Origin of the sequence: Alcaligenes sp. GCM10023179, assembly GCF_042653705.1 — a bacterium.
GTDB lineage: Bacteria > Pseudomonadota > Gammaproteobacteria > Burkholderiales > Burkholderiaceae_B > Alcaligenes > Alcaligenes phenolicus.
This window is the reverse complement of the sequence record NZ_JBHSIQ010000010.1, coordinates 1-22,046: the sequence shown is the minus strand read 5'-3', so window position 1 is coordinate 22,046 and position 22,046 is coordinate 1. Positions and strand designations below refer to the sequence as shown.

The window sequence follows — 22,046 nt, the reverse complement described above, 5'->3', positions numbered from 1 at the left end:
ATTTCGATGAAAGTGTCCCTGATCGCTCCTATCGCCATGGAAGAAGGTCTGCGCTTCGCTATTCGCGAAGGCGGCCGTACCGTTGGCGCTGGCGTGGTTGCAAAAATCATCAAGTAAAAAAAGAGTAGTAATTTTGGGCGAAAGAGGTTAATATCCTCTTTTGCCTAAAAGCCAAACGTAGCAAAGTAGCGCGCTACGGTTTGTCAAGGTATAGGGGTATAGCTCAATTGGCAGAGCGTCGGTCTCCAAAACCGAAGGTTGAGGGTTCGATTCCTTCTGCCCCTGCCACCACAGTCACTCGCCACCACCTCGCGTGGCGTCACTCGTCGGAATATGTCGAATACCAACGTAGAAACCGTTAACCGAGGTTCCGAGCGCATCAAGCTGGGCCTAGCGGTCCTAGTCGTCGCCGCCGGTATTGTTGGCTATTCCGTTCTGGATGGCCAAAATTCACTGGTTCGCGCTGGGGTATTTGTTGCCAGCTTAATCGTCGCCGTATTGATCATCTGGTTTAGCGATACAGGCCGCCGCCTGGTCGCTTTTTCTCGTGATGCCTACACGGAAGTGCGTCGCGTTCACTGGCCATCCCGTAAAGAAGCAACGCAAATGACGGGTATCGTCTTTGTGTTTGTTGCCGTTATGGCCATCTTGTTGTGGCTGATTGACAAAGGGCTCGGCTGGATCATTTATGGCCTGTTGCTGGGCTGGAAATAAAGGGCACACATGAGCAAACGCTGGTATGTGGTTCACGTTTATTCCGGCATGGAAAAAAGCGTGCACAAAGCTCTGGTGGAGCGCATTGAACGCGCTGATCTCCAAGAAGCGTTTGGTCGCATTCTGGTTCCATCGGAAGAAGTCGTTGAAGTAAAGAACGGCAAGAAATCAATTACAGAGCGACGTATTTACCCTGGTTACGTTCTGGTCGAGATGGCCTTGACCGACGAAACCTGGCACTTGGTAAAAAGTACGCCGCGAGTCACCGGCTTTTTGGGCGGTTCCGGTAACCGTCCCGCTCCCATCTCCGAGCGCGAAGTGGAAAAAATCCTGTCGCAAATGGAAGAGGGCGTTGAGAAGCCACGGCACAAAGTGCTGTTCGAGGTTGGCGAACTGGTACGCGTCAAGGACGGTCCGTTTGCAGACTTCAACGGTAACGTCGAAGAAGTTAACTACGAGAAAAACAAGGTTCGTGTCACCGTTACTATTTTCGGTCGCGCCACCCCCGTTGAACTCGATTTCGATCAAGTCGAAAAGACCTGATTAATTACAACCCCCGGGAAGCCTGTCGCATCATGCGCCAGGCGTCATCACCCGCAAGGAGCTAAGCATGGCGAAGAAAATCGTCGGCTTTATCAAGCTGCAAGTCCCAGCTGGTAAGGCAAACCCATCCCCTCCAATCGGTCCAGCGCTGGGTCAGCGCGGTCTGAACATCATGGAATTCTGCAAGGCGTTCAACGCCCAGACACAGGGTCTGGAACCCGGTCTGCCAATTCCTGTGGTGATCACCGCTTTTGCTGACAAGAGCTTCACGTTCATCATGAAGACTCCTCCAGCAACCATCCTGATCAAAAAGGCTGCTGGTATCAAATCCGGTTCTGCACGTCCTAACGTGGATAAAGTCGGTACGCTGACCCGCGCTCAGGCTGAAGAAATCGCCAAGACCAAACAACCCGACCTGACCGCTGCCGATCTGGACGCCGCTGTGCGTACCATCGCTGGTAGCGCTCGCAGCATGGGCATCAACGTTGAAGGGGTGGTGTAAGTCATGGCTAAAGTAAGCAAACGCGCAGCCGCTATTGCTGCCAAGATCGACCGCAACAAGTTCTACCCTGTGGCCGAAGCTCTGGCCCTGGTGAAAGATACTGCCACTGCCAAGTTCGACGAATCCATCGATATCGCTGTTCAGCTGGGCATTGATCCTCGTAAGTCCGACCAACTGGTCCGTGGCTCCGTGGTTCTGCCTGCTGGTACCGGTAAAACCGTGCGTGTTGCCGTTTTCGCCCAAGGCGAAAAAGCCGACGCCGCTCGTGAAGCTGGTGCTGACATCGTGGGTCTGGACGACCTGGCTGAGCAAATCAAAGCCGGTCAAATGGACTTTGACGTTGTGATCGCTTCGCCTGACACCATGCGTGTTGTCGGTACCCTGGGTCAGGTTCTGGGTCCTCGTGGCCTGATGCCAAACCCCAAGGTTGGTACTGTGACTCCTGACGTTGCTACGGCTGTTAAGAACGCCAAGGCTGGTCAAGTTCAATACCGTACCGACAAGGCCGGTATCATTCACAGCACCATTGGTCGCGCTTCGTTCAACGTTGAACAGCTGCAGACCAACCTGGTTGCCCTGGTTGACGCCTTGAACAAGGCTCGTCCAGCCGCTGCCAAGGGTGTTTACCTGCGCAAGGTTGCCGTGTCCTCCACCATGGGTGGCGGTGCACGTGTTGAAATTGCATCTCTGACTGTTTAATCAACAGTTAGAAAAAAAGAACTTTGGGCTGTGATCCTGTTTACAGGGTCACTGCTGTCAAAGACCGTTGGAGCAGTTGGCTGACTTGTCATCTCACTGCTTAATCGGGGCAGAACGTCCCATCCAACGTAGACGGCGCCCGTGGAAGAATTCGTTATAGAACTCGTCCAGGTGCGCCGCATTCGGTTGATGTTGGGAAGCCTTCCCGACATCGTTTGAAGGAGTGTTCAACCGTGAGTCTCAATCGTGAAGAGAAAGCGGTAGTCATCGAAGAAGTCACTGCCGAACTGGCAAAGGCCCAATCGATCATTATCGCCGAGTACCGTGGTCTGGACGTCGCTTCTGCTACCGTATTGCGCAAAAAAGCGCGTGAGTCTGGCGTCTACCTGCGTGTGTTGAAAAACACCCTGGTTCGTCGTTCGTTGGCAGGTACCTCGTTTGACGGTATCTCCAGCCAGCTCGTGGGTCCTCTGATGTACGCCATCAGTGAAGATCCCGTTGCTGCGGCGAAAGTCGTTGCAGATTTTGCCAAGACCAATGACAAATTGGTCATCATGGGCGGTGCGCTGCCCAATAGCGTTCTGAATGCTGATGGTGTTAAGGCTCTGGCCACAATGCCCTCGCGCGAAGAATTGCTGGCGAAACTGCTGGGCACCATGCAAGCACCTATCGCTACTTTTGTGCGTACGCTTAACGAAGTTCCCACCAAGTTTGTTCGCGGCCTGGCGGCTGTGCGCGATCAGAAAGAAGCTGCGTAAGCAGTTTTCCTTCAGGAAACTTCGTCGTTGCGAACGACAACCAAACCTGGCATTTACCTAATATCTGGAGTTCTTAAAAATGGCTACTAAAGCTGAAATCCTTGACGCCATCGGCGCAATGTCCGTGCTCGAACTGTCCGAGCTGATCAAAGAAATGGAAGAAAAATTCGGTGTGTCGGCTGCTGCCGCCGCTGTTGCTGTTGCAGCTCCTGCTGCTGGTGGCGCTGCTGCTGCCGCTGAAGAGCAAACCGAATTCACCGTGTTCCTGGCTGACGTTGGCGCAAACAAAGTTAGCGTCATTAAAGTCGTGCGCGAAATCACCGGTCTGGGCCTGAAAGAAGCCAAAGACCTGGTTGACGGTGCTCCTAAGGCTGTTAAAGAAGGCTTGTCCAAAGCTGATGCTGAAGACGCTCAGAAGAAGCTGGAAGAAGCTGGCGCCAAGATCGAGCTCAAGTAAGAGTATCGATAGATGCCCGGGAATGCGTTTCAAGCCTTCCCGGGCTTTTGCGTTTCCAGAAAACCCATGATTTTTAATTAGTATTGTAGAAAGTCGGGTTTTTTAGAGTCGTAAACCAGGGCCGTGGTTGACGGTCCGTGTAACCCTTGAGTCGGAGTGCTCATGCCTTATTCGTACACCGAAAAAAAGCGCATACGCAAGAGCTTCGCCAAACGTGAAGACGTACAGCAGGTTCCTTACCTGTTGGCTACCCAGCTGCATTCTTTCAGAACCTTCTTGCAGAAGGACACGCTGCCTTCTCAGCGTAAGGTTGAAGGCTTGCAGGAAGCTTTCAGTTCCATATTTCCAATAGTAAGCCATAACCAAATGGCGCGGCTAGAGTTCGTGAGCTATACGCTCGGCGAGCCGGTGTTCGACGTCAAAGAGTGTCAACTTCGTGGTTTGACCTATGCTTCCCCCTTGCGGGCGAAGGTTCGTCTGGTCCTCATGGACCGCGAGGTGAGCAAGCCTACCGTCAAGGAAGTAAAAGAGCAAGAAGTCTACATGGGCGAAATGCCCCTGATGACTGATAACGGCTCTTTTGTGATCAACGGTACCGAACGAGTCATCGTTTCCCAGCTGCACCGTTCCCCCGGCGTGTTCTTTGAACACGATCGCGGTAAAACGCACAGCTCGGGCAAGTTGCTGTTCTCGGCTCGCGTGATTCCTTACCGTGGTTCCTGGCTGGACTTCGAGTTCGATCCCAAGGACATCCTGTTCTTTCGTATCGACCGTCGTCGCAAGATGCCTGTGACTATCTTGCTGAAGGCCATTGGCCTGACGCCAGAACAGATCCTGGCCCACTTCTTCGAGTTCGATCACATCGAACTGCACCAGGAAGGTGGCAAGCTGCAATTCGTTCCAGAACACTGGAAGGGCGAGGTTGCCCGTTTCGACATTACCGACCGTGATGGTCGCGTACTGGTTGAAAAGGACAAGCGTATCAATGCCAAGCATTTGCGCGACCTGCAAGCAGCCAAGATCGAATACATTTCCATCCCGGAAGATTTCCTTCTGGGTCGTGTGCTGGCCAAGAACATCATCAACGCCGAAACCGGCGAGGTGATTGCCAACGCCAACGACGAAATTACCGAATCCATTCTGGCCGAAATGCGCGCAGCCAATGTGCGTGATTTCGAGACCCTGTACGTCAACGAACTGGATCAGGGCGGCTTTATCTCCCTGACCCTGCGCACGGACGAAACAGCGGATTCCAATGCTGCCCGCATCGCGATCTATCGTATGATGCGTCCCGGCGAGCCACCAACCGAAGAAGCGGTTGAGGCTTTGTTCAACCGTCTGTTCTACAGCGAAGAGTCCTACGACTTGTCGCGCGTGGGTCGCATGAAGGTGAACAGCCGTCTGGGCCGTGGTGACAGCATTGAAGGTCCCATGACCCTGACCGACGAAGACATTCTGGACACCATTCAGGTGCTGGTGAATCTGCGTAACGGCCGCGGTCAGATCGACGATATCGATCACCTGGGTAACCGTCGTGTTCGTTGCGTGGGCGAATTGGCTGAAAACCAGTTCCGCGCCGGTCTGGTGCGTGTGGAACGTGCCGTCAAGGAACGTCTGGGCCAAGCCGAGACCGAAAACCTGATGCCGCACGATCTGATCAACTCCAAGCCCATCTCTGCGGCTGTCAAGGAGTTCTTCGGTTCCAGCCAGCTGTCGCAATTTATGGACCAAACCAACCCGCTGTCCGAGATCACGCACAAGCGTCGTGTTTCGGCACTGGGCCCTGGTGGTCTGACTCGCGAACGTGCGGGCTTTGAGGTGCGCGACGTGCACCCAACCCACTACGGTCGCGTGTGCCCGATTGAAACGCCTGAAGGTCCAAACATTGGTCTGATCAACTCCATGGCGCTGTACGCTCGTCTGAACGAGTACGGTTTCCTGGAAACGCCTTACCGCAAGATTGTTGACGGCAAGGTCAGTGAACAGATCGATTACCTGTCGGCTATTGAAGAAAGCAATTACGTCATCGCTCAGGCTAACGCCGAGTTGACCGAAGACGGTGCCTTTGCGGACGATCTGGTTGCCTGCCGTGAAGCTGGCGAAACCATGATGACTGCGCCAGAGAACATCCATTACATGGACGTTGCTCCTTCGCAGATCGTGTCTGTGGCTGCTTCGCTGATTCCGTTCCTGGAGCACGATGACGCCAACCGAGCACTGATGGGCGCCAACATGCAGCGTCAGGCAGTTCCGTGCCTGCGCCCTGAGAAGCCTTTGGTCGGTACCGGTATCGAACGTACTGTGGCTGTTGACTCGGGTACCACCGTACAGGCCCGTCGTGGCGGTGTGGTTGTAGACGTTGACGCACAGCGCGTGGTTATTCGCGTGCACGATGACGAGAACGTGGCTGGCGAGGTCGGTGTAGATATCTACAACATGACCAAGTACACCCGTTCCAACCAGAACACCAACATCAACCAGCGTCCTATCGTCAAACGTGGCGATATCGTGGCTCGTGGTGACGTGCTGGCTGACGGTGCATCGACTGACCTGGGCGAATTGGCTCTGGGTCAGAACATGCTGATCGCCTTCATGCCCTGGAACGGCTACAACTTCGAGGACTCGATTCTGATCTCCGAGAAGGTCGTGGCTGACGATCGCTACACGTCGGTTCACATCGAAGAGTTGACGGTTGTTGCCCGTGACACGAAGCTGGGACCTGAGGATATCACCCGCGATATCAGCAACCTGTCCGAAATTCAGCTGAACCGTCTGGACGATTCCGGCATTGTGTACATCGGCGCCGAAGTGCGTGCTGACGACGTGCTGGTCGGTAAAGTGACACCCAAGGGTGAAACTCAGCTGACGCCGGAAGAAAAGCTGCTGCGCGCCATTTTTGGTGAAAAAGCCTCTGACGTTAAAGACACGTCCCTGCGCGTGCCTTCGGGCATGGTCGGTACGGTGATCGACGTTCAAGTCTTTACCCGTGAAGGTATCGAGCGTGACAAGCGTGCTCAGTCCATCATTGATGATGAACTGCGTCGCTACCGTCAGGACCTGAACGACCAGCTGCAAATCGTTGAAGACGACGCCTTTGACCGTGCCTTGAAGTTCCTGGTCGGCAAAACCGTCAACGGTGGTCCACGCAAACTGCCCAAGGGCACCGAGCTGACTGCTGATTACCTGAACGATCTGGATCGCTGGCAGTGGTTCGACATCCGTCTGGCAGACGAGCAACACGCACTGGTGCTGGAGCACACCAAGGAATCCTTGGAGCAAAAGCGTCACCAGTTCGACTTGGCTTTTGAAGAAAAGCGCAAGAAGCTCACTCAAGGCGATGAGCTGCCTCCTGGCGTGCTGAAGATGGTCAAGGTTTACCTGGCTGTTAAGCGTCGTCTGCAGCCTGGTGACAAGATGGCTGGCCGTCACGGTAACAAGGGTGTGGTTTCCCGCATCGTTCCCGTGGAAGACATGCCGCACATGGCTGACGGTACCCCTGTGGACATCGTTCTGAACCCGCTGGGCGTGCCTTCGCGTATGAACGTGGGTCAGGTTCTGGAAGTTCACCTGGGTTGGGCTGCCAAAGGTATTGGCCACCGCATCAACGACATGATGCAAGAAGAAAAGAACGTGCAGGTTTCCGAACTGCGCGCGTTCCTGGACAAGGTCTACAACACTGCCGGCAAGAAGACTCGCATCAACGAGTTGACTGACGACGAAGTGATGAACATGGCCACCAACTTGCAGAAAGGTCTGCCATTGGCTACGCCAGTGTTCGACGGTGCAACCGAGCAGGAAATCGACCAGATGTTGCGTCTGGCCTACCCTGACGACATCGCCGAGAAACTGCAGCTGGCACCACACCGCACGCAGGTTCGCCTGTTTGACGGTCGTACCGGCGAAGCCTTTGAGCGTATGGTCACCGTAGGCTACATGCACTACCTGAAGCTGCATCACCTGGTCGATGACAAGATGCACGCTCGTTCGACAGGTCCGTACTCCCTGGTTACTCAGCAGCCGCTGGGTGGTAAGGCTCAGTTCGGTGGTCAGCGTTTCGGGGAGATGGAAGTCTGGGCGCTGGAAGCGTATGGCGCCGCCTACACCCTGCAGGAAATGCTCACGGTTAAATCCGACGACATCGCCGGCCGTACCAAGGTCTACGAGAATATTGTCAAGGGTGACCACGTGATCGACGCCGGTATGCCGGAGTCCTTTAACGTTCTGGTCAAGGAAATCCGTTCCTTGTCCCTGGACATGGATTTGGAGCGTAAATAATGAAAGCGCTACTCGATCTCTTTAAACAAGTCACTCAGGACGAGCAGTTCGATGCCATCAAGATCGGCATCGCCTCGCCCGAGAAAATCCGGTCCTGGTCTTTCGGTGAAGTCCGCAAGCCAGAGACCATCAACTATCGCACGTTCAAACCCGAGCGCGATGGTCTGTTCTGCGCCAAGATTTTTGGTCCCATCAAGGACTACGAATGTCTGTGCGGCAAGTACAAGCGCCTGAAGCACCGTGGCGTCATCTGCGAGAAGTGTGGCGTTGAAGTCACCGTCTCCAAGGTGCGTCGCGAGCGCATGGGTCACATTGAACTGGCCTGCCCGGTTGCTCACATCTGGTTCCTGAAGAGCCTGCCATCCCGTCTGGGCATGGTGCTGGACATGACCCTGCGTGACATCGAGCGCGTGCTGTACTTTGAAGCATGGTGCGTGATCGAACCTGGCATGACCCCGCTCAAGCGCGGTCAGATCATGTCCGATGACGATTTCCTGGCCAAGACCGAAGAGTACGGTGACGACTTCCACGCCCTGATGGGCGCGGAAGCGGTGCGTGAACTGCTGCGTACGATCGACATCGATCGCGAAGTCGAGCGCCTGCGTGCCGAACTGAAAGCCACCGGCTCGGATGCCAAGATCAAGAAGATCTCCAAGCGTCTGAAAGTGCTGGAAGGCTTCCAGAAATCCGGCATCAAGCCAGACTGGATGATCATGGAAGTGCTGCCCGTGCTGCCACCGGACCTGCGTCCGCTGGTACCGCTGGACGGCGGCCGCTTTGCGACTTCCGACCTGAACGATCTGTACCGCCGCGTTATCAACCGTAATAACCGTTTGAAGCGTCTGCTGGAACTGAAGGCACCGGACATCATCTTGCGCAACGAAAAACGTATGCTGCAAGAGTCCGTGGACTCCTTGCTGGATAACGGTCGTCGCGGTAAGGCCATGACCGGCGCCAACAAGCGTCAACTGAAGTCCCTGGCCGACATGATCAAGGGCAAGAGCGGTCGTTTCCGTCAGAACCTGCTGGGCAAGCGCGTGGACTACTCCGGTCGTTCCGTGATTGTGGTGGGTCCTCAGTTGAAGCTGCACCAGTGCGGTCTGCCCAAGCTGATGGCGTTGGAGCTGTTCAAGCCTTTCATCTTCAACCGTCTGGAATTGATGGGTCTGGCTACGACCATCAAGGCAGCCAAGAAGTTGGTGGAAAGCCAGGAACCGGTGGTGTGGGACATCCTCGAAGAGGTGATCCGCGAGCATCCCGTGATGCTGAACCGTGCGCCTACGCTGCACCGTTTGGGTATTCAGGCTTTTGAACCGGTCCTGATCGAAGGTAAAGCGATTCAGCTGCACCCCTTGGTGTGTGCCGCCTTTAACGCTGACTTTGACGGTGACCAGATGGCCGTTCACGTGCCGCTGTCGCTGGAAGCCCAGCTGGAAGCGCGCACTTTGATGCTGGCCTCCAACAACGTGCTGTTCCCCGCCAACGGCGAACCATCCATCGTTCCTTCCCAGGATATCGTGTTGGGTCTGTACTATGCGACCCGCGAACTGGTAAACGGCAAGGGCGAAGGCTTGTTCATGGCCGACGTGGCTGAAGTTCAGCGCGCCTACGACAACAAGGAAGTCGAGCTGCAAACTCGTCTGACCGTCCGTATCGAAGAATTCGAGAAGGGCGAAGACGGTGAGTGGGTCAAGACCATCAAGCGTTACGAAACGACTGCTGGCCGTGCCTTGCTGTCCGAAATTCTGCCCAAGGGCATGCCTTTCACCGCACTGAACCGTGCGTTGAAGAAGAAAGAAATTTCGCGTCTGATCAACCAGTCCTTCCGTCGCTGCGGCCTGCGTGCCACCGTGATTTTTGCCGACAAGTTGATGCAGTCCGGTTTCCGTCTGGCAACTCGTGGTGGTATTTCCATCGCCATGAATGACATGGTTGTGCCTGTCGTCAAGGAAAGCATCCTGGCTCAGGCTAGCAACGAAGTTAAAGAAATTGACAAGCAGTACTCCTCGGGTCTGGTGACCGCTCAGGAACGCTACAACAACGTAGTGGACATCTGGGGCAAAGCCGGTGACCGCGTGGGTAAGGCCATGATGGAACAGCTGGCTTCCGAGCCAGTGATCAACCGTTTTGGTGAAGAAGTACGTCAAGAGTCCTTCAACTCCATCTACATGATGGCAGACTCCGGTGCTCGTGGTTCGGCTGCACAGATTCGTCAGCTGGCTGGTATGCGTGGTCTGATGGCCAAGCCTGATGGCTCCATTATTGAAACGCCTATTACCGCGAACTTCCGTGAAGGTCTGAACGTACTGCAGTACTTTATTTCGACTCACGGTGCTCGTAAGGGTCTGGCCGATACGGCGTTGAAGACGGCTAACTCCGGTTACCTGACTCGTCGTCTGGTCGACGTGACTCAAGATCTGGTCATTACCGAAGACGATTGCGGTACCAAGGGCGGCTACACCATGAAAGCCATCCTGGATGGTGGTGAGGTTATCGAGCCCCTGCGCGATCTGATTCTGGGCCGTGTGGCCTCGACCGACATCGTCAACCCTGACAATCAGGAACTGGTTATCCCCGCCGGCACCTTGCTGAACGAGGACCTGGTCGACCTGATCGACAACCTGGGTATTGATGAAGTCAAGATCCGCACTCCGCTGACTTGCGAAACCCGTCACGGCTTGTGCGCAAGCTGCTACGGTCGCGATCTGGGCCGCGGTATGCTGGTTAACCGTGGTGAAGCCATCGGTGTTATCGCTGCTCAGTCCATCGGTGAACCGGGTACTCAGCTGACCATGCGTACGTTCCACATTGGTGGTGCGGCTTCGCGTGCAGCGCTGGCAAGCTCGGTGGAAACCAAGACGGCTGGTACGGTCGGTTTTGAAATTGGTCTGCGCTATGTGACCAACGCCAAGGGCGAACGCGTTGCGATCTCCCGTTCCGGTGAAATCGTCATTTTTGACGACAACCGTCGTGAACGTGAACGCCACAAAGTGCCTTACGGTGCCACCATTACGGTGGGCGATGGTGAAGCCATCAAGGCTGGCCAGCGTCTGGCAAGCTGGGATCCGCTGACCCGTCCTATCGTGTCCGAGTACACCGGTACCGTTCGCTTCGAGAACATCGAAGAAGGCGTGACCGTGGCTCGTCAGGTGGACGAAGTGACCGGTCTGTCGACTCTGGTTGTGATCACTCCCAAGACACGTGGTGGCAAGATCACCATGCGTCCTCAGATCAAGCTGCTGAACGAGCAAGGTCAGGAGATCAAGATCGCTGGTACCGATCACATGGTCAATATCTCCTTCCCGGTGGGCGCGCTGATTACCGTTCGCGACGGTCAGCAAGTGTCCGTGGGTGAGATTCTGGCGCGTATTCCTCAGGAATCGCAAAAGACTCGAGACATTACCGGTGGTCTGCCACGTGTGGCCGAACTGTTCGAAGCTCGTTCGCCCAAGGACGCCGGCCTGCTGGCCGAAGTTACGGGTACGGTTTCCTTCGGTAAGGACACCAAGGGCAAACAGCGTCTGGTCATTACCGACCTGGACGGCGTCAGCCACGAGTTCCTGATTCCGAAGGAAAAACAGGTTCTGGCTCACGACGGTCAAGTGGTGAACAAGGGCGAGATGATTGTGGACGGCCCAGCCGATCCGCACGACATCCTGCGCTTGAAGGGTATCGAGAAGCTGGCCAACTACATTGTTAACGAAGTGCAGGACGTTTACCGTCTGCAGGGTGTGAAGATCAACGACAAGCACATTGAAGTGATTGTTCGTCAGATGCTGCGCCGCGTGAACATTGTGGATGCCGGTGATACCAACTTCATCACGGGTGAACAGGTTGAACGCTCCGAACTGCTGAACGAGAACGATCGCGTTCTGGCCGAAAACGGTATTCCAGCTACGTACGAAAACGTGCTGCTGGGTATTACCAAGGCCTCGCTGTCGACCGACTCCTTCATCTCGGCGGCTTCCTTCCAGGAAACCACCCGCGTGTTGACCGAAGCGGCCATCATGGGCAAAACCGACGATCTGCGTGGTCTGAAAGAAAACGTGATCGTGGGTCGTCTGATTCCTGCTGGTACCGGTATGGCCTTCCATTCCGCCCGCAAGGAAAAAGAAGCCTTTGAAGTGGCAGAGCGCAAAGCAGCCCGTGAACTGGAAAACCCGTTTGCATCGGCTCCTGAGCCTTCGGAAGATCCGGTCTTTGTGTCCGGTGCCTCCGAGCCCGAGCAGCAACCTGCAGCCCCAGAGGGCGATCAGGAATAAGCAAGACTTAGTGGTTCCCCACCCTGCTTATCCAGGGTGGGCCGCTACCTTCAGGTAGTCGGTTAAAACCAGATAGTTCGAGCTAAAAAAAATCCCCACATGGCCAGGCCACGTGGGGATTTTTTATGGCCGTCTGGCGGCTACAAGCGGATGCGCTTAGCTACCCAGCTTGATTTCGCCAGTCATGATGCTCCAGTGACCTGGGAAGGAGCAGAAGAATGCGTAGTCTTCGCCTTCTTTCAGCTTGGAGACGTCAAAGGTTACGGAGGTGCTTTCGCCACCGCCAACCACGTCAGTGTGAGCGATCACGCGTTCGTCACCGGCTTTAACGTAGTTGTTGTCCAGACCGGCTTTCATGCCATCGGTAGCAACAGCGCTTTCATCGGCTTTCTTCGAGATAACGACGTTGTGGCCCATGGCTGCTTTAGGCAGCTTGCCAGTGTGTTTCAGGTTGATTGTGAATTCCTTGCATGTCTTGTCAACAACGATGCTCTTGGTGTTGAACTGCATGGAGTCATTGCCTTCGATGGTAACGTCGCAAGCAGCAAAAGCAGGCACGCTGGCCAATCCAAGAACGGCTGTGAAAGCGATTTTGGCAAACATTCTAGTAACTCCTTGAAAACTGACAAAAAAAGGAACGGGACACGGGGGGTGTTGTTCCGGTCTTACAGCATAGACTGTAGCGCACTCAAGGTGCTTAACAAAACAAAGACCCGGACTATTTTACCGGCTTATATCGCCGCGTCCGAGACCGTAAATGATTTGTTTTCCCATCGTTTGATGTGGCTCTAACAGCCTCACTCTATCACCTTCAGGTAGCTTGACGGCGGTGCAGATCAGGTTTCACTTTTCGGGATGTTTAGTTTGTGACCAAGTGTTGAGCCACGTTGAAGAGGGCGGCAGCGGCAATCAGGCACAACAGCAGGCCACAGAGTTGTTCGATACGTGGCAAGTGCTTTTGTATACGCTGCTGCCAAAGCGGGTGCCCGATCAGAACGGTGATGAACAAGTCCCAGAGCAGAACAATTAAAAACATCCACAGACCCAGCAAGATGTGCAGGCCGGTGCCAGCGCGGCTGCTGGCCAGTACGGAGGCCAGGCTGGCGTAAAACAAGGCGTTCTTGGGATTCAGCAGCCCCGAGAGCAGGCCAAGCAGAGCATGATGCCACCAGCCACCTGTAGAGGCTTCAGAGGCCTTGATCCTTTGCCCAGCAGTGTGGTGGGCTACCTGCAGGAACGTCACGCCCAAGTACAGTAAATACAGTCCTCCAGCGCCCTGTAGCAGCACAAAGAGAGGGCTGCCAGTGCTTATCCGGGCAAAGCCCGTTAGTGCCAGGCTGATGTACAGGCCATTGGCCAGGGCGACACCGGCACACGCTCCGCTTGCGACCCAGCGTCCATGGGCCAGGGTGCTGCGGGCGATCAGGAAAAAATCGGGGCCGGGGGAAAGCAGGGCCAGGAAATGGGTGCTGGCGATCAGCAAGAACAAGGACACGGCGGTACGTCCAGGAGCAAAACTGCAGTGTGACCAGAAGCGTGGGTGCCGTATTGAATAAAAGTGCGCGCGCTTTAACTGCGGTACTGGCCCGGAGTGACACCGGTGTAGTGCTTGAAGACACGCTGAAAATGACTTTGGTCGGCAAAGCCCAGGCGATAGGCAATATCAGCCAGCTCGTCACCTTGGCGCAGGGCGTTTCGGGCAAGATTGATACGTTGATTCAATTGCCAGCGCTGTGGAGTCAGGCCGGTATGGCGACGAAAGGCGCGAATCAGCTGGTAGCGGCTAAAACCGGTTTCCTGGGCCAGTTCGTGCAGGGGGATAGTGGCTAATTGGCCTTCAACCCAGCGATCCAGGGTTTTCTGCAAGATGGGGCTAGGTGGGGGAGCGGGTGCCAAAGGCTGGGATTGGGCTGAGCCGTGGTGCAGCAAAAAGTCGATCAGGGCTGCTTCTTTGCTCAGTAGAGGAGCGGCTGAAAACAAGAGCGAGTTCAAGTCACAGTAGGCTGCATAAAGCAGCGGCTCGTGACTAACGCGGATGGGCTCCTGGGCTTGAAGTCTGAACTCTGTACTTTCCTGCCAAAGCTGCTCCAGCCACCCTGCATCCAGATGCAGCATCTGATAGCTCCAGGACTGATCTGGCAAAGGATTGCAGGCATGGCTGCGGTGCGCAGGGACAAAGACCAGAGAGCCTGGTGCAAGCTGGACCGGGCCGCCGGGTGCGCCCGTAAAGACGCTGCCACCGCCATCAACGGCGCCAATCGAGTAGGTGGGGTGGCTGTGTTCCTGATAGCAGATCCGGCTGTTGCAGGCACGTCGGCTTTCTACATAGGGCAGGGCGGCATCGCGCCAGAATTCAGTCTTCATCGGAGATAGTAATCGTGGCCAGGGAGACGATAAAGGTACAGCCTTGCTCAGGCGTACTGTCCAGGACAATATCCCCGCCGTGTTTGTTGATCACGGTTTTCACAAAGGCCAAACCTAAGCCGCTACCCGAAGGTGCACCTTCGGTATTTTCGTGGGCTCGATGATAAGGCTCAAAAATCGTCGCCTGATTTTCTGCCGGAATTCCCCAGCCTTGATCTTTGACGAATACCTGAACGCTGTTGTTGCCCAGCACAAGGTCTATATCAATCTGGTTGCCATCCGGTCCGTACTTGATGGCGTTTTGAATCAGGTTGGTAAAGGCGCGGCGCAGCATGGGCGCATTGCCGTTCACCCAGACCAGCTCCGAGTCGTTCAAGTTCAGGCTGATAGAGCGCTTGCTGGCGCTGGCCCAAGCGTCATCCAGACAGTCTGCCAGCAGATCAAACAGGTTCAGCGGGCTCAGTACCATTTCCATGGCTTCGGCCCGTGCCAGACTGATGAAGTTGTCCACCAGTTCCAGCGTTTGTTCGGCATAGCCTTCCATCTTGTGCAGAAACTGATCTGGCGGCAGCTTGCTGTCATCCTGACGTTGCAAGCTCGTTAGTGCCAGGATGGAGTTCTGGGGCGCCCGCATATCATGCGAAATGAAGCGCAAAGTCTCTTCACGCTTGGTCTGAGCCTGGCGCAATAGATTGATGGATTTATGCAGCTGGGTCAGACGATGAGGCAGGTTACGTGTACTTAAGCCCGATAGGCGCTCGTTCAAAGCAGTTCTGACGTCGGGGTATTCCAGCTGCAGCTTGTTCAGTTCTTCGGTCACCTGATTCAGGGCAGCCTCCTGACTGCGCCAGTGCCATAGCGGGTAGGCCAACAGAACAGTGATCAGGCTGGCTAGTGGCGGAATCCACAGATTGAAGCCATGCATGGCGATCCAGTTCACCAGCAGGATCGCAAAGACCAGCCCGATCAGGCTCAGCAAGGTGGCGCGTGGCGACAGATAGATCAGAACCTGACATGCCAGCAGGACTGGCAGGCAGCTGGCCAGCGCAATGAACCAGGCCGGTGGGGTGCGCACCCAATGATTGCTGCGTACGGCTTGCAAGGTATTGGCCAGGATCTCAACGCCCGACATGCTGCTCATGCCGGCTTTGGACAAAGGGGTAGGAAAGGTATCGCCCAGTCCACTGCCCCAGGCTCCTACCAGCACATACTTGTCCTTGAAGAAAGAGGGCGGAATATCGCCGTTCAGGACATTGAAGTAAGGCACGGTCCGAAAGTGACCGCTGCGGCCCAGAAAGGGAATGTGGGGAATGTCTTTCTGACTGGAGTCCAGAGCTTGCAGGGCCAGATCCACATCTCCGCCTGTCATCAACATGGCAATCGTGAAGTGCGGCAGCACACGGCCCAAGGGGGTCGTCTGCTGCAGGGCGACACGGCGCACTACCCCATCTGAATCAGGTTCGATATTGATGTAGCCCGACGCCTTGGCTGCCTGGCTGAGCACGGGAATGGCGGTATGCACGGCCTGCCGCTGAGTGTCATAGATCATTGGCAGCACAACGCGTCCGTGATGATGTATGGCCTCTGATAGAGCCAGGTCATCATCGGGGTAAGCCGGGTTGGGCTCCTGAAAAACCAGATCGATGCCGACAGCACGAGCCTGTTCAAGACGGCCTAGCAGTTGGGCATGGTTGATACGTCGCCAGGGCCAAAAGCCCAGGTTGGCGATGCTGTAGTCGTCGATGGCGACAATGACAATATCCGGGGGCGCAGCCTGTGGAAGAGCGGCTGCCATGGTGAAGTCGTAAATCAGGTTGTTCAGCTTGCCCAGCGCGAAGTCGTCACGCAGGGAGCTGAACAATAAGGTCAGCAGCATCAGCAAGCCCGAAACCAGATGCCACTCTTTCCGAATCCGGTCAGAGAGTAGCTTGTTGTTTCTGGGGGCTGGGCTGCTCATGCCGTACGCCGTTTAGCTACTCGAACTGAGAGAGCAGGATTGGATCGCCAAAATTGCTGACCACGGCTTGGCCATCCGAGCTGGTCAGGCTGGCTGCGCCTTCAAAGCTTTCGATTGTGTCCGGGCCCATCAGACCATGGCGGTCAATGGCACGAACGGTAACGTAGTACGTGCCGGGACGCGAGGCACCGAACTGAATATCCGTATCTGTCGTAATGTTACGCGACAGCAGCTTGGCACCTTGCGGGTCGGTAGAGGTCTGGACCAGATAGGCCTGGGCACCGGGCACGGCCTGAATCGTGCTGTTCCATTGGCCACCGCGACGCTCGGGCGTGGAGATCTGCGGAGCGGGCAACAAAGGCTCCAGCGCCATGATATTGCCATCTGTGCCTACAGCGGCCCCTTGATTCTGCTTCAGGGCGGTGGGGGTGCTGCGTTGCTGGGTTCCCAATTCTGCGCGGCCTTCCAGCACTTCGCTGTGAGCCATGCCTTGTTGAGTACGCACACGCAATTCGGTGCCACGTACACCGGTAATGCTGACAGGGGTGCGGACTTCAAAGCGACCTACGCCGGTTTTTTCCGGGGAAACGCGTGATTCCACGTCGCCATCGTCCAGAGCGATGATCGAGTCGGTCAGGCCGGTGCCTTCAAAGGCACGCATGCGAGCCACGCTCAAGGATGCCTGTGCGGGTACGCTCAGTTGGCTGCCGTCTTGCAACTCCAGCGTCAGGTAGCCATTGCTGCCTGTGCGGATCAGGTCGCCTTCTTGCAAATGAGTCGTTCCTGCACCCAGTGCTTGACCATTCACAAGAATTTGGCCGGTCTGGTGAGTGATACGGGCGGGGGCGGGCACTTCCGGAATCATGCGAAATGGGATGTGCAGTTCTTTGCCGATAGGCAGACGGTAGGGATCGGCCACCGCGTTCAGACGCTGAATTTCGGACCAGTTGCGGTCCTGGCGGGTGTAGGTCTGGGAGATGCCCAGCAAGGTGTCACCGGCCAGCACTTTATAGACAAAATTTTCGCCGCGGGCGCCAGAAGGTTGGGCTGACACGACGCCACCCCAAATCAGGCCGCAAACGAGAGGCGCGGCGATACGCAAAGTAATCATAGAAATCAGCTAGGGTCGGTCAAAAGTTCAAGGCGATAGCCCAGGGCGTAAGACGCCGTCAGGCGTACCCCGTTTTCGGGTCGCAACTGGAGTTTACGGCGTATGTTGGACAGGTGAGTGTCCAGCGTACGGGAGGTGGCCGGAATTTCCCGGTTCCAGACCGCGGAACTTAAAACATCACGCGAGAACAGGCGGCCGGGGTTGCGAAACAGCAAAAGGGCCAATTCAAATTCTTTGGGCGCCAGAGTAACGGTTTCACCGTTCAGCACAATATGGCCTTGTTCAGGAAAGATATCGTAGCCTGCAAACGAAAAGCGGCTGTCCTGAGTGGCCGAGGTGCTCAGATCCAGACGGCGCACAGCGGCATTGACGCGCGCAACCAGCTCTCCCTTGCGTACGGGCTTATTAATATAGTCGTCGGCTCCGGCCTGCAAACCCGTGACCAGATCCTCTTCCTGGGTACGGCTGGTCAGGAATATGACGGGCAGGGCATGGCCCAGTGTGGTGCGAACCCAACGCAACACATCCAGGCCGCTGACGTCCGGCAGTTCCCAGTCCAGTAGCAATAAACCGAAATTATGTGGCTTGGCCAGAGCGGCCAGCAGGTCCTTTCCTTGATGAAAGGAGCGACACTCATAGCCAGCCTCGGTCAGGATCCGGGCAATCAGTTCAGCCTGGACGAGGTCGTCTTCCAGGGAAGCGATGATCATGGGTATTGTCCTTGTCGCAGAAGTGCAATAGCCCTGCAGTATAACGATATGTAGATAGCGAGTGACCAAGTGCTTCCATGCGTGTGCCGTGACAACGGGAAACTGCCGGATTGGTGTCCAAATCGTTGACCTATAAGGGTTTACTGTGGTAAATTTTAGAGCTTACTTTAAGGATCCTTTGCCGGTACACCTTGCAGTAATTTGATGGCAGCCCTGAATTTAGGGGCTGCGGGCACTTTTTTAGTGCTTGAAATCAAGCCCAAGCCATGTGCAAGACCGCTCTTTTTCGTGTTTTATGGGGAGTGGTATTGCGCAATGCCGCTTCCGGTCCAGGGTTTCAATACCCGCCAACTGGACGGCGTTTTTCAAAACATATACGTCAACCAGTACGTAAAGTACGTTATAGGATACGTAAAGGTCATGCCAACCATTAGCCAGCTCGTGCGTAAACCGCGCGAAGTCAGCCGCGTTAGCAGCAAGAGCCCTGCGCTCGAGAACTGCCCACAACGCCGCGGTGTTTGCACCCGTGTATACACCACGACCCCCAAGAAGCCTAACTCCGCTCTGCGTAAAGTCGCCAAAGTGCGTCTGACCAACGGCTTCGAAGTCATTTCTTACATCGGTGGTGAAGGCCACAACCTGCAAGAGCACTCGGTCGTTCTCGTCCGTGGTGGTCGTGTTAAAGACTTGCCAGGTGTGCGTTACCACATTGTTCGCGGTGCTCTTGACCTGCAAGGCGTCAAGGATCGTAAACAAGCCCGCTCCAAGTACGGCGCCAAGCGTCCCAAGTAATCCATGTATCCATTGATCAGTTCACTGATCTGGATCCGTGCAACCGTGGCCTGAGTGCCATGGTAGGTAAGTGGTCATTTGTCATGAATGACCGAGACCGCGAAAAGCGGTTCAACTGAATAGTCACAAGGAAATAAAAATGCCTCGCCGTCGCGAAGTACCCAAACGTGAAATCCTACCTGACCCGAAATTTGGCAGCGTTGAGCTGGCCAAGTTCATGAACGTGGTCATGCTGTCCGGCAAGAAAGCTGTTGCCGAACGTATTGTTTATGGCGCGCTGGAACAAATTGCGCAGAAAACCGGCAAAGATCCGCTCGAAGTGTTTAATGCTGCCATCAATAATGTAAAACCTGTTGTTGAAGTGAAGAGCCGCCGTGTTGGTGGCGCTAACTACCAGGTACCTGTCGAAGTGCGTCCCGTGCGTCGTTTGGCTCTGGCCATGCGCTGGGTGCGTGAAGCCGCTAAAAAGCGCGGTGAAAAATCGATGGACTTGCGCCTGGCCGGCGAATTGTCCGATGCGGCTGAAGGCCGTGGCGGTGCAATGAAAAAGCGTGAAGACACGCACAAGATGGCCGATGCTAACAAAGCATTCAGCCATTTCCGTTGGTAATCTGAGGACATATAACCATGGCCCGCAAAACCCCTATTCAGCGCTATCGCAACATCGGTATCTCGGCTCACATCGACGCCGGGAAAACGACCACTACCGAGCGCATCCTGTTCTACACCGGTGTGAACCACAAACTGGGCGAAACCCACGAAGGTTCGGCCACCATGGACTGGATGGAGCAAGAGCAAGAGCGCGGGATCACCATTACCTCGGCTGCTACCACTGCTTTCTGGCGTGGTATGGCGGGCAATTACCCAGAACACCGTATCAACATCATTGATACCCCCGGCCACGTTGACTTCACTATTGAAGTTGAGCGTTCCATGCGCGTGCTGGACGGCGCTTGCATGGTTTACTGCGCGGTGGGTGGTGTTCAGCCTCAGTCGGAAACCGTATGGCGTCAAGCCAACAAGTATGGCGTGCCTCGTCTGGCCTTCATCAACAAGATGGACCGTACTGGCGCTAACTTCTTCAAGGTTTACGACCAGCTCAAGCTGCGTCTGAAAGCCCACCCCGTGCCTGTCGTTATCCCGATCGGCGCTGAAGAAGAGTTCCAAGGCGTGGTTGACCTGATCAAGATGAAAGCAATCATCTGGGATCAAGCCAGCAACGGCGTGAAGTTTGAATACACCGACATTCCTGCCGAGCTGCAAGCTTCGGCCGAAGAATGGCGCGAAAAAATGGTCGAGTCGGCTGCTGAAGCCAGCGAAGACCTGATGAACAAGTACCTGGAAAACGGTGATCTCTCCGAAGAGGACATCAACCTGGGTCTGCGTACACGTACCATTGCCTGCGAAATTCAGCCAATGCTGTGCGGTACCGCGTTCAAGAACAAGGGTGTACAGCGCATGCTGGACGCCGTGATCGACTACCTGCCATCGCCTGTGGATATTCCACCTGTCGAAGGTACGGACGATGACGGTGAAGTCATTCATCGTAAAGCCAACGACGAAGAGCCTATGTCCGCTCTGGCGTTCAAGCTGATGACTGACCCCTTTGTTGGTCAATTGACTTTCGTACGCGTTTACTCGGGCGTTCTGCGTTCGGGCGACACGGTCTACAACCCTATCAAGGGCAAGAAAGAGCGTATCGGCCGTATCTTGCAGATGCACGCAAACAACCGTGCCGAGCTGAAAGAACTGGTTGCTGGTGACATCGCTTCCGTGGTGGGTCTGAAAGACGTGACCACAGGTGAAACCCTGTGTGACGCCGGTCAGCACATCATTCTGGAACGCATGGAGTTCCCAGAGCCCGTGATTTCGCAGGCTGTGGAACCAAAAACCAAGTCCGACCAGGAAAAAATGGGCGTGGCCTTGTCCCGTCTGGCTCAGGAAGATCCTTCTTTCCGCGTCAGCAGCGACGAAGAATCCGGCCAGACCATTATTTCCGGTATGGGCGAGCTGCACCTGGAAGTTCTGGTAGACCGCATGCGCCGTGAATTCGGCGTGGAAGCCAACGTGGGTAAACCACAAGTGGCTTACCGCGAAACCATCCGCAAGACTTGCGACGAAATCGAAGGTAAATTCGTCAAACAGTCCGGTGGTCGTGGTCAGTACGGTCACGTTGTCCTCAAGCTGGAGCCCCTGGAAGCAGGCGGTGGCTTTGAGTTCGTTGACGCCATCAAGGGCGGTGTGGTTCCTCGCGAATTCATTCCTGCCGTTGAAAAAGGTATCCGCGAAACCCTGTCCGCAGGTGTGGTCGCTGGCTACCCAGTGGTTGACGTCAAGGCTACGCTGTTCTTCGGTTCGTACCACGATGTGGACTCGAACGAAAACGCCTTCCGTATGGCCGCTTCGATGGCCTTCAAGGATGGTATGCGCAAGGCTGCCCCAGTTCTGCTGGAGCCGACCATGGCTGTAGAAGTTGAAACCCCTGAGGAATACGCCGGTACAGTGATGGGTGACTTGTCCTCCCGTCGCGGTATGGTTCAGGGTATGGACGATATGGTTGGTGGTGGTAAGGTCATCAAGGCCGAGGTTCCTCTGGCCGAGATGTTCGGTTACTCGACCAGCCTGCGTTCGCAAACACAAGGTCGCGCTACGTACACGATGGAATTCAAGCAATATGCTGAAGCTCCAAAGAACGTGGCTGACGAAGTGATCAGCGCTCGCGGTAAGTAATAGCAATATCAGCCCGCCCTATGGCGGGCTGCTCAACAATTTTTTTGTTTTCCTGTAAAACATAATTGGGATAAATCATGGCAAAAGGTAAGTTTGAACGGACTAAACCGCACGTCAACGTCGGTACTATCGGTCACGTTGACCACGGTAAAACCACTCTGACCGCTGCAAT

18 protein-coding genes, 1 tRNA gene and 1 pseudogene are annotated in these 22,046 nt (G+C 55.3%); 14 read left to right on the top strand and 6 right to left on the bottom strand.

Going from position 1 to position 22,046, the window contains the following annotated elements:
• From ACFPDR_RS18970 to rpoC, 10 genes and pseudogenes are all read left to right on the top strand, one after another.
• Window positions 1-117 (top strand): annotated as a pseudogene (locus tag ACFPDR_RS18970) (elongation factor Tu); the annotation flags it as partial.
• A gap of 95 nt (window positions 118-212) precedes the next feature.
• A tRNA-Trp gene (locus ACFPDR_RS18965) sits at window positions 213-288 on the top strand.
• Between the two features lie 45 nt (window positions 289-333).
• The gene (secE, locus tag ACFPDR_RS18960; protein WP_009464327.1) at window positions 334-714 is read left to right on the top strand and encodes a preprotein translocase subunit SecE; all 381 of its coding nucleotides are present in this window, start codon (window positions 334-336) and stop codon (window positions 712-714) included.
• Between the two features lie 9 nt (window positions 715-723).
• Window positions 724-1,257 (top strand): transcription termination/antitermination protein NusG, encoded by a 534-nt coding sequence (gene nusG, locus ACFPDR_RS18955; RefSeq protein WP_009464325.1) that lies wholly within the window; start codon window positions 724-726, stop codon window positions 1,255-1,257.
• 67 nt (window positions 1,258-1,324) lie between these two features.
• On the top strand, window positions 1,325-1,759 hold the full coding sequence (gene rplK, locus ACFPDR_RS18950) for a 50S ribosomal protein L11 (RefSeq protein WP_009464323.1): 435 nt from the start codon (window positions 1,325-1,327) through the stop codon (window positions 1,757-1,759).
• A 3-nt stretch (window positions 1,760-1,762) separates the two neighbouring features.
• On the top strand, window positions 1,763-2,458 hold the full coding sequence (rplA, locus tag ACFPDR_RS18945; protein ID WP_026484874.1) for a 50S ribosomal protein L1: 696 nt from the start codon (window positions 1,763-1,765) through the stop codon (window positions 2,456-2,458).
• A gap of 233 nt (window positions 2,459-2,691) precedes the next feature.
• Window positions 2,692-3,216, top strand: coding sequence for a 50S ribosomal protein L10 (gene rplJ, locus ACFPDR_RS18940; RefSeq protein ID WP_009464320.1), 525 nt, complete (start codon window positions 2,692-2,694; stop codon window positions 3,214-3,216).
• A 79-nt stretch (window positions 3,217-3,295) separates the two neighbouring features.
• The gene (gene rplL, locus ACFPDR_RS18935) at window positions 3,296-3,673 is read left to right on the top strand and encodes a 50S ribosomal protein L7/L12 (protein ID WP_003800851.1); all 378 of its coding nucleotides are present in this window, start codon (window positions 3,296-3,298) and stop codon (window positions 3,671-3,673) included.
• Between the two features lie 162 nt (window positions 3,674-3,835).
• Entirely contained in the window at window positions 3,836-7,948 is a 4,113-nt protein-coding gene (gene rpoB, locus ACFPDR_RS18930) for a DNA-directed RNA polymerase subunit beta (RefSeq protein ID WP_022983337.1), read from the top strand.
• Entirely contained in the window at window positions 7,948-12,210 is a 4,263-nt protein-coding gene (gene rpoC / locus ACFPDR_RS18925) for a DNA-directed RNA polymerase subunit beta' (RefSeq protein ID WP_022983338.1), read from the top strand. Before rpoB ends, rpoC begins: the two co-directional genes overlap by 1 nt.
• 156 nt (window positions 12,211-12,366) lie before the next feature.
• On the opposite strand, the gene azu is transcribed toward rpoC, so the two are convergent.
• The 6 genes from azu to ACFPDR_RS18895 form a co-directional block, all read right to left on the bottom strand.
• A complete protein-coding gene (azu, locus tag ACFPDR_RS18920; RefSeq protein WP_035269554.1) occupies window positions 12,367-12,813 on the bottom strand; it encodes an azurin in 447 nt (148 codons plus the stop codon).
• Between the two features lie 256 nt (window positions 12,814-13,069).
• On the bottom strand, window positions 13,070-13,705 hold the full coding sequence (locus tag ACFPDR_RS18915) for a LysE family translocator (RefSeq protein ID WP_035269556.1): 636 nt from the start codon (window positions 13,703-13,705) through the stop codon (window positions 13,070-13,072).
• A gap of 74 nt (window positions 13,706-13,779) precedes the next feature.
• A complete protein-coding gene (locus ACFPDR_RS18910) occupies window positions 13,780-14,574 on the bottom strand; it encodes an AraC family transcriptional regulator (RefSeq protein WP_035269558.1) in 795 nt (264 codons plus the stop codon).
• Window positions 14,564-16,531 (bottom strand): CHASE2 and HATPase_c domain-containing protein, encoded by a 1,968-nt coding sequence (locus tag ACFPDR_RS18905; protein WP_230940572.1) that lies wholly within the window; start codon window positions 16,529-16,531, stop codon window positions 14,564-14,566. The genes ACFPDR_RS18910 and ACFPDR_RS18905 overlap by 11 nt, the downstream gene beginning before the upstream one ends.
• 16 nt (window positions 16,532-16,547) lie before the next feature.
• The gene (locus tag ACFPDR_RS18900) at window positions 16,548-17,642 is read right to left on the bottom strand and encodes a FecR family protein (RefSeq protein ID WP_035269560.1); all 1,095 of its coding nucleotides are present in this window, start codon (window positions 17,640-17,642) and stop codon (window positions 16,548-16,550) included.
• Between the two features lie 5 nt (window positions 17,643-17,647).
• Entirely contained in the window at window positions 17,648-18,352 is a 705-nt protein-coding gene (locus ACFPDR_RS18895; protein WP_009464199.1) for a response regulator transcription factor, read from the bottom strand.
• A gap of 420 nt (window positions 18,353-18,772) precedes the next feature.
• Here ACFPDR_RS18895 and rpsL point away from each other — a divergent pair, with 420 nt between their 5' ends.
• The 4 genes from rpsL to ACFPDR_RS18875 form a co-directional block, all read left to right on the top strand.
• Complete coding sequence (rpsL, locus tag ACFPDR_RS18890) at window positions 18,773-19,144, top strand: 30S ribosomal protein S12 (RefSeq protein ID WP_003800872.1); 372 nt, start codon at window positions 18,773-18,775, stop codon at window positions 19,142-19,144.
• A 139-nt stretch (window positions 19,145-19,283) separates the two neighbouring features.
• Window positions 19,284-19,754, top strand: coding sequence for a 30S ribosomal protein S7 (rpsG, locus tag ACFPDR_RS18885; protein ID WP_003800875.1), 471 nt, complete (start codon window positions 19,284-19,286; stop codon window positions 19,752-19,754).
• Between the two features lie 17 nt (window positions 19,755-19,771).
• Complete coding sequence (gene fusA / locus ACFPDR_RS18880) at window positions 19,772-21,874, top strand: elongation factor G (RefSeq protein WP_035269563.1); 2,103 nt, start codon at window positions 19,772-19,774, stop codon at window positions 21,872-21,874.
• 77 nt (window positions 21,875-21,951) lie between these two features.
• Window positions 21,952-22,046 (top strand): GTP-binding protein (locus ACFPDR_RS18875; protein WP_005434227.1); only part of this gene is annotated, 95 nt, incomplete at its 3' end.

Bases quoted from the DNA above. Each gene is read 5' to 3' on its own strand.
- secE (WP_009464327.1), top strand. From the start codon at position 334: ATGTCGAATACCAACGTAGAAACCGTTAACCGAGGTTCCGAGCGCATC.
- nusG (WP_009464325.1), top strand. From the start codon at position 724: ATGAGCAAACGCTGGTATGTGGTTCACGTTTATTCCGGCATGGAAAAA.
- rplK (WP_009464323.1), top strand. From the start codon at position 1,325: ATGGCGAAGAAAATCGTCGGCTTTATCAAGCTGCAAGTCCCAGCTGGT.
- rplA (WP_026484874.1), top strand. From the start codon at position 1,763: ATGGCTAAAGTAAGCAAACGCGCAGCCGCTATTGCTGCCAAGATCGAC.
- rplL (WP_003800851.1), top strand. From the start codon at position 3,296: ATGGCTACTAAAGCTGAAATCCTTGACGCCATCGGCGCAATGTCCGTG.
- rpoB (WP_022983337.1), top strand. From the start codon at position 3,836: ATGCCTTATTCGTACACCGAAAAAAAGCGCATACGCAAGAGCTTCGCC.
- rpoC (WP_022983338.1), top strand. From the start codon at position 7,948: ATGAAAGCGCTACTCGATCTCTTTAAACAAGTCACTCAGGACGAGCAG.
- azu (WP_035269554.1), bottom strand. From the start codon at position 12,813: ATGTTTGCCAAAATCGCTTTCACAGCCGTTCTTGGATTGGCCAGCGTG.
- ACFPDR_RS18910 (WP_035269558.1), bottom strand. From the start codon at position 14,574: ATGAAGACTGAATTCTGGCGCGATGCCGCCCTGCCCTATGTAGAAAGC.
- ACFPDR_RS18905 (WP_230940572.1), bottom strand. From the start codon at position 16,531: ATGAGCAGCCCAGCCCCCAGAAACAACAAGCTACTCTCTGACCGGATT.
- ACFPDR_RS18900 (WP_035269560.1), bottom strand. From the start codon at position 17,642: ATGATTACTTTGCGTATCGCCGCGCCTCTCGTTTGCGGCCTGATTTGG.
- ACFPDR_RS18895 (WP_009464199.1), bottom strand. From the start codon at position 18,352: ATGATCATCGCTTCCCTGGAAGACGACCTCGTCCAGGCTGAACTGATT.
- rpsL (WP_003800872.1), top strand. From the start codon at position 18,773: ATGCCAACCATTAGCCAGCTCGTGCGTAAACCGCGCGAAGTCAGCCGC.
- rpsG (WP_003800875.1), top strand. From the start codon at position 19,284: ATGCCTCGCCGTCGCGAAGTACCCAAACGTGAAATCCTACCTGACCCG.
- fusA (WP_035269563.1), top strand. From the start codon at position 19,772: ATGGCCCGCAAAACCCCTATTCAGCGCTATCGCAACATCGGTATCTCG.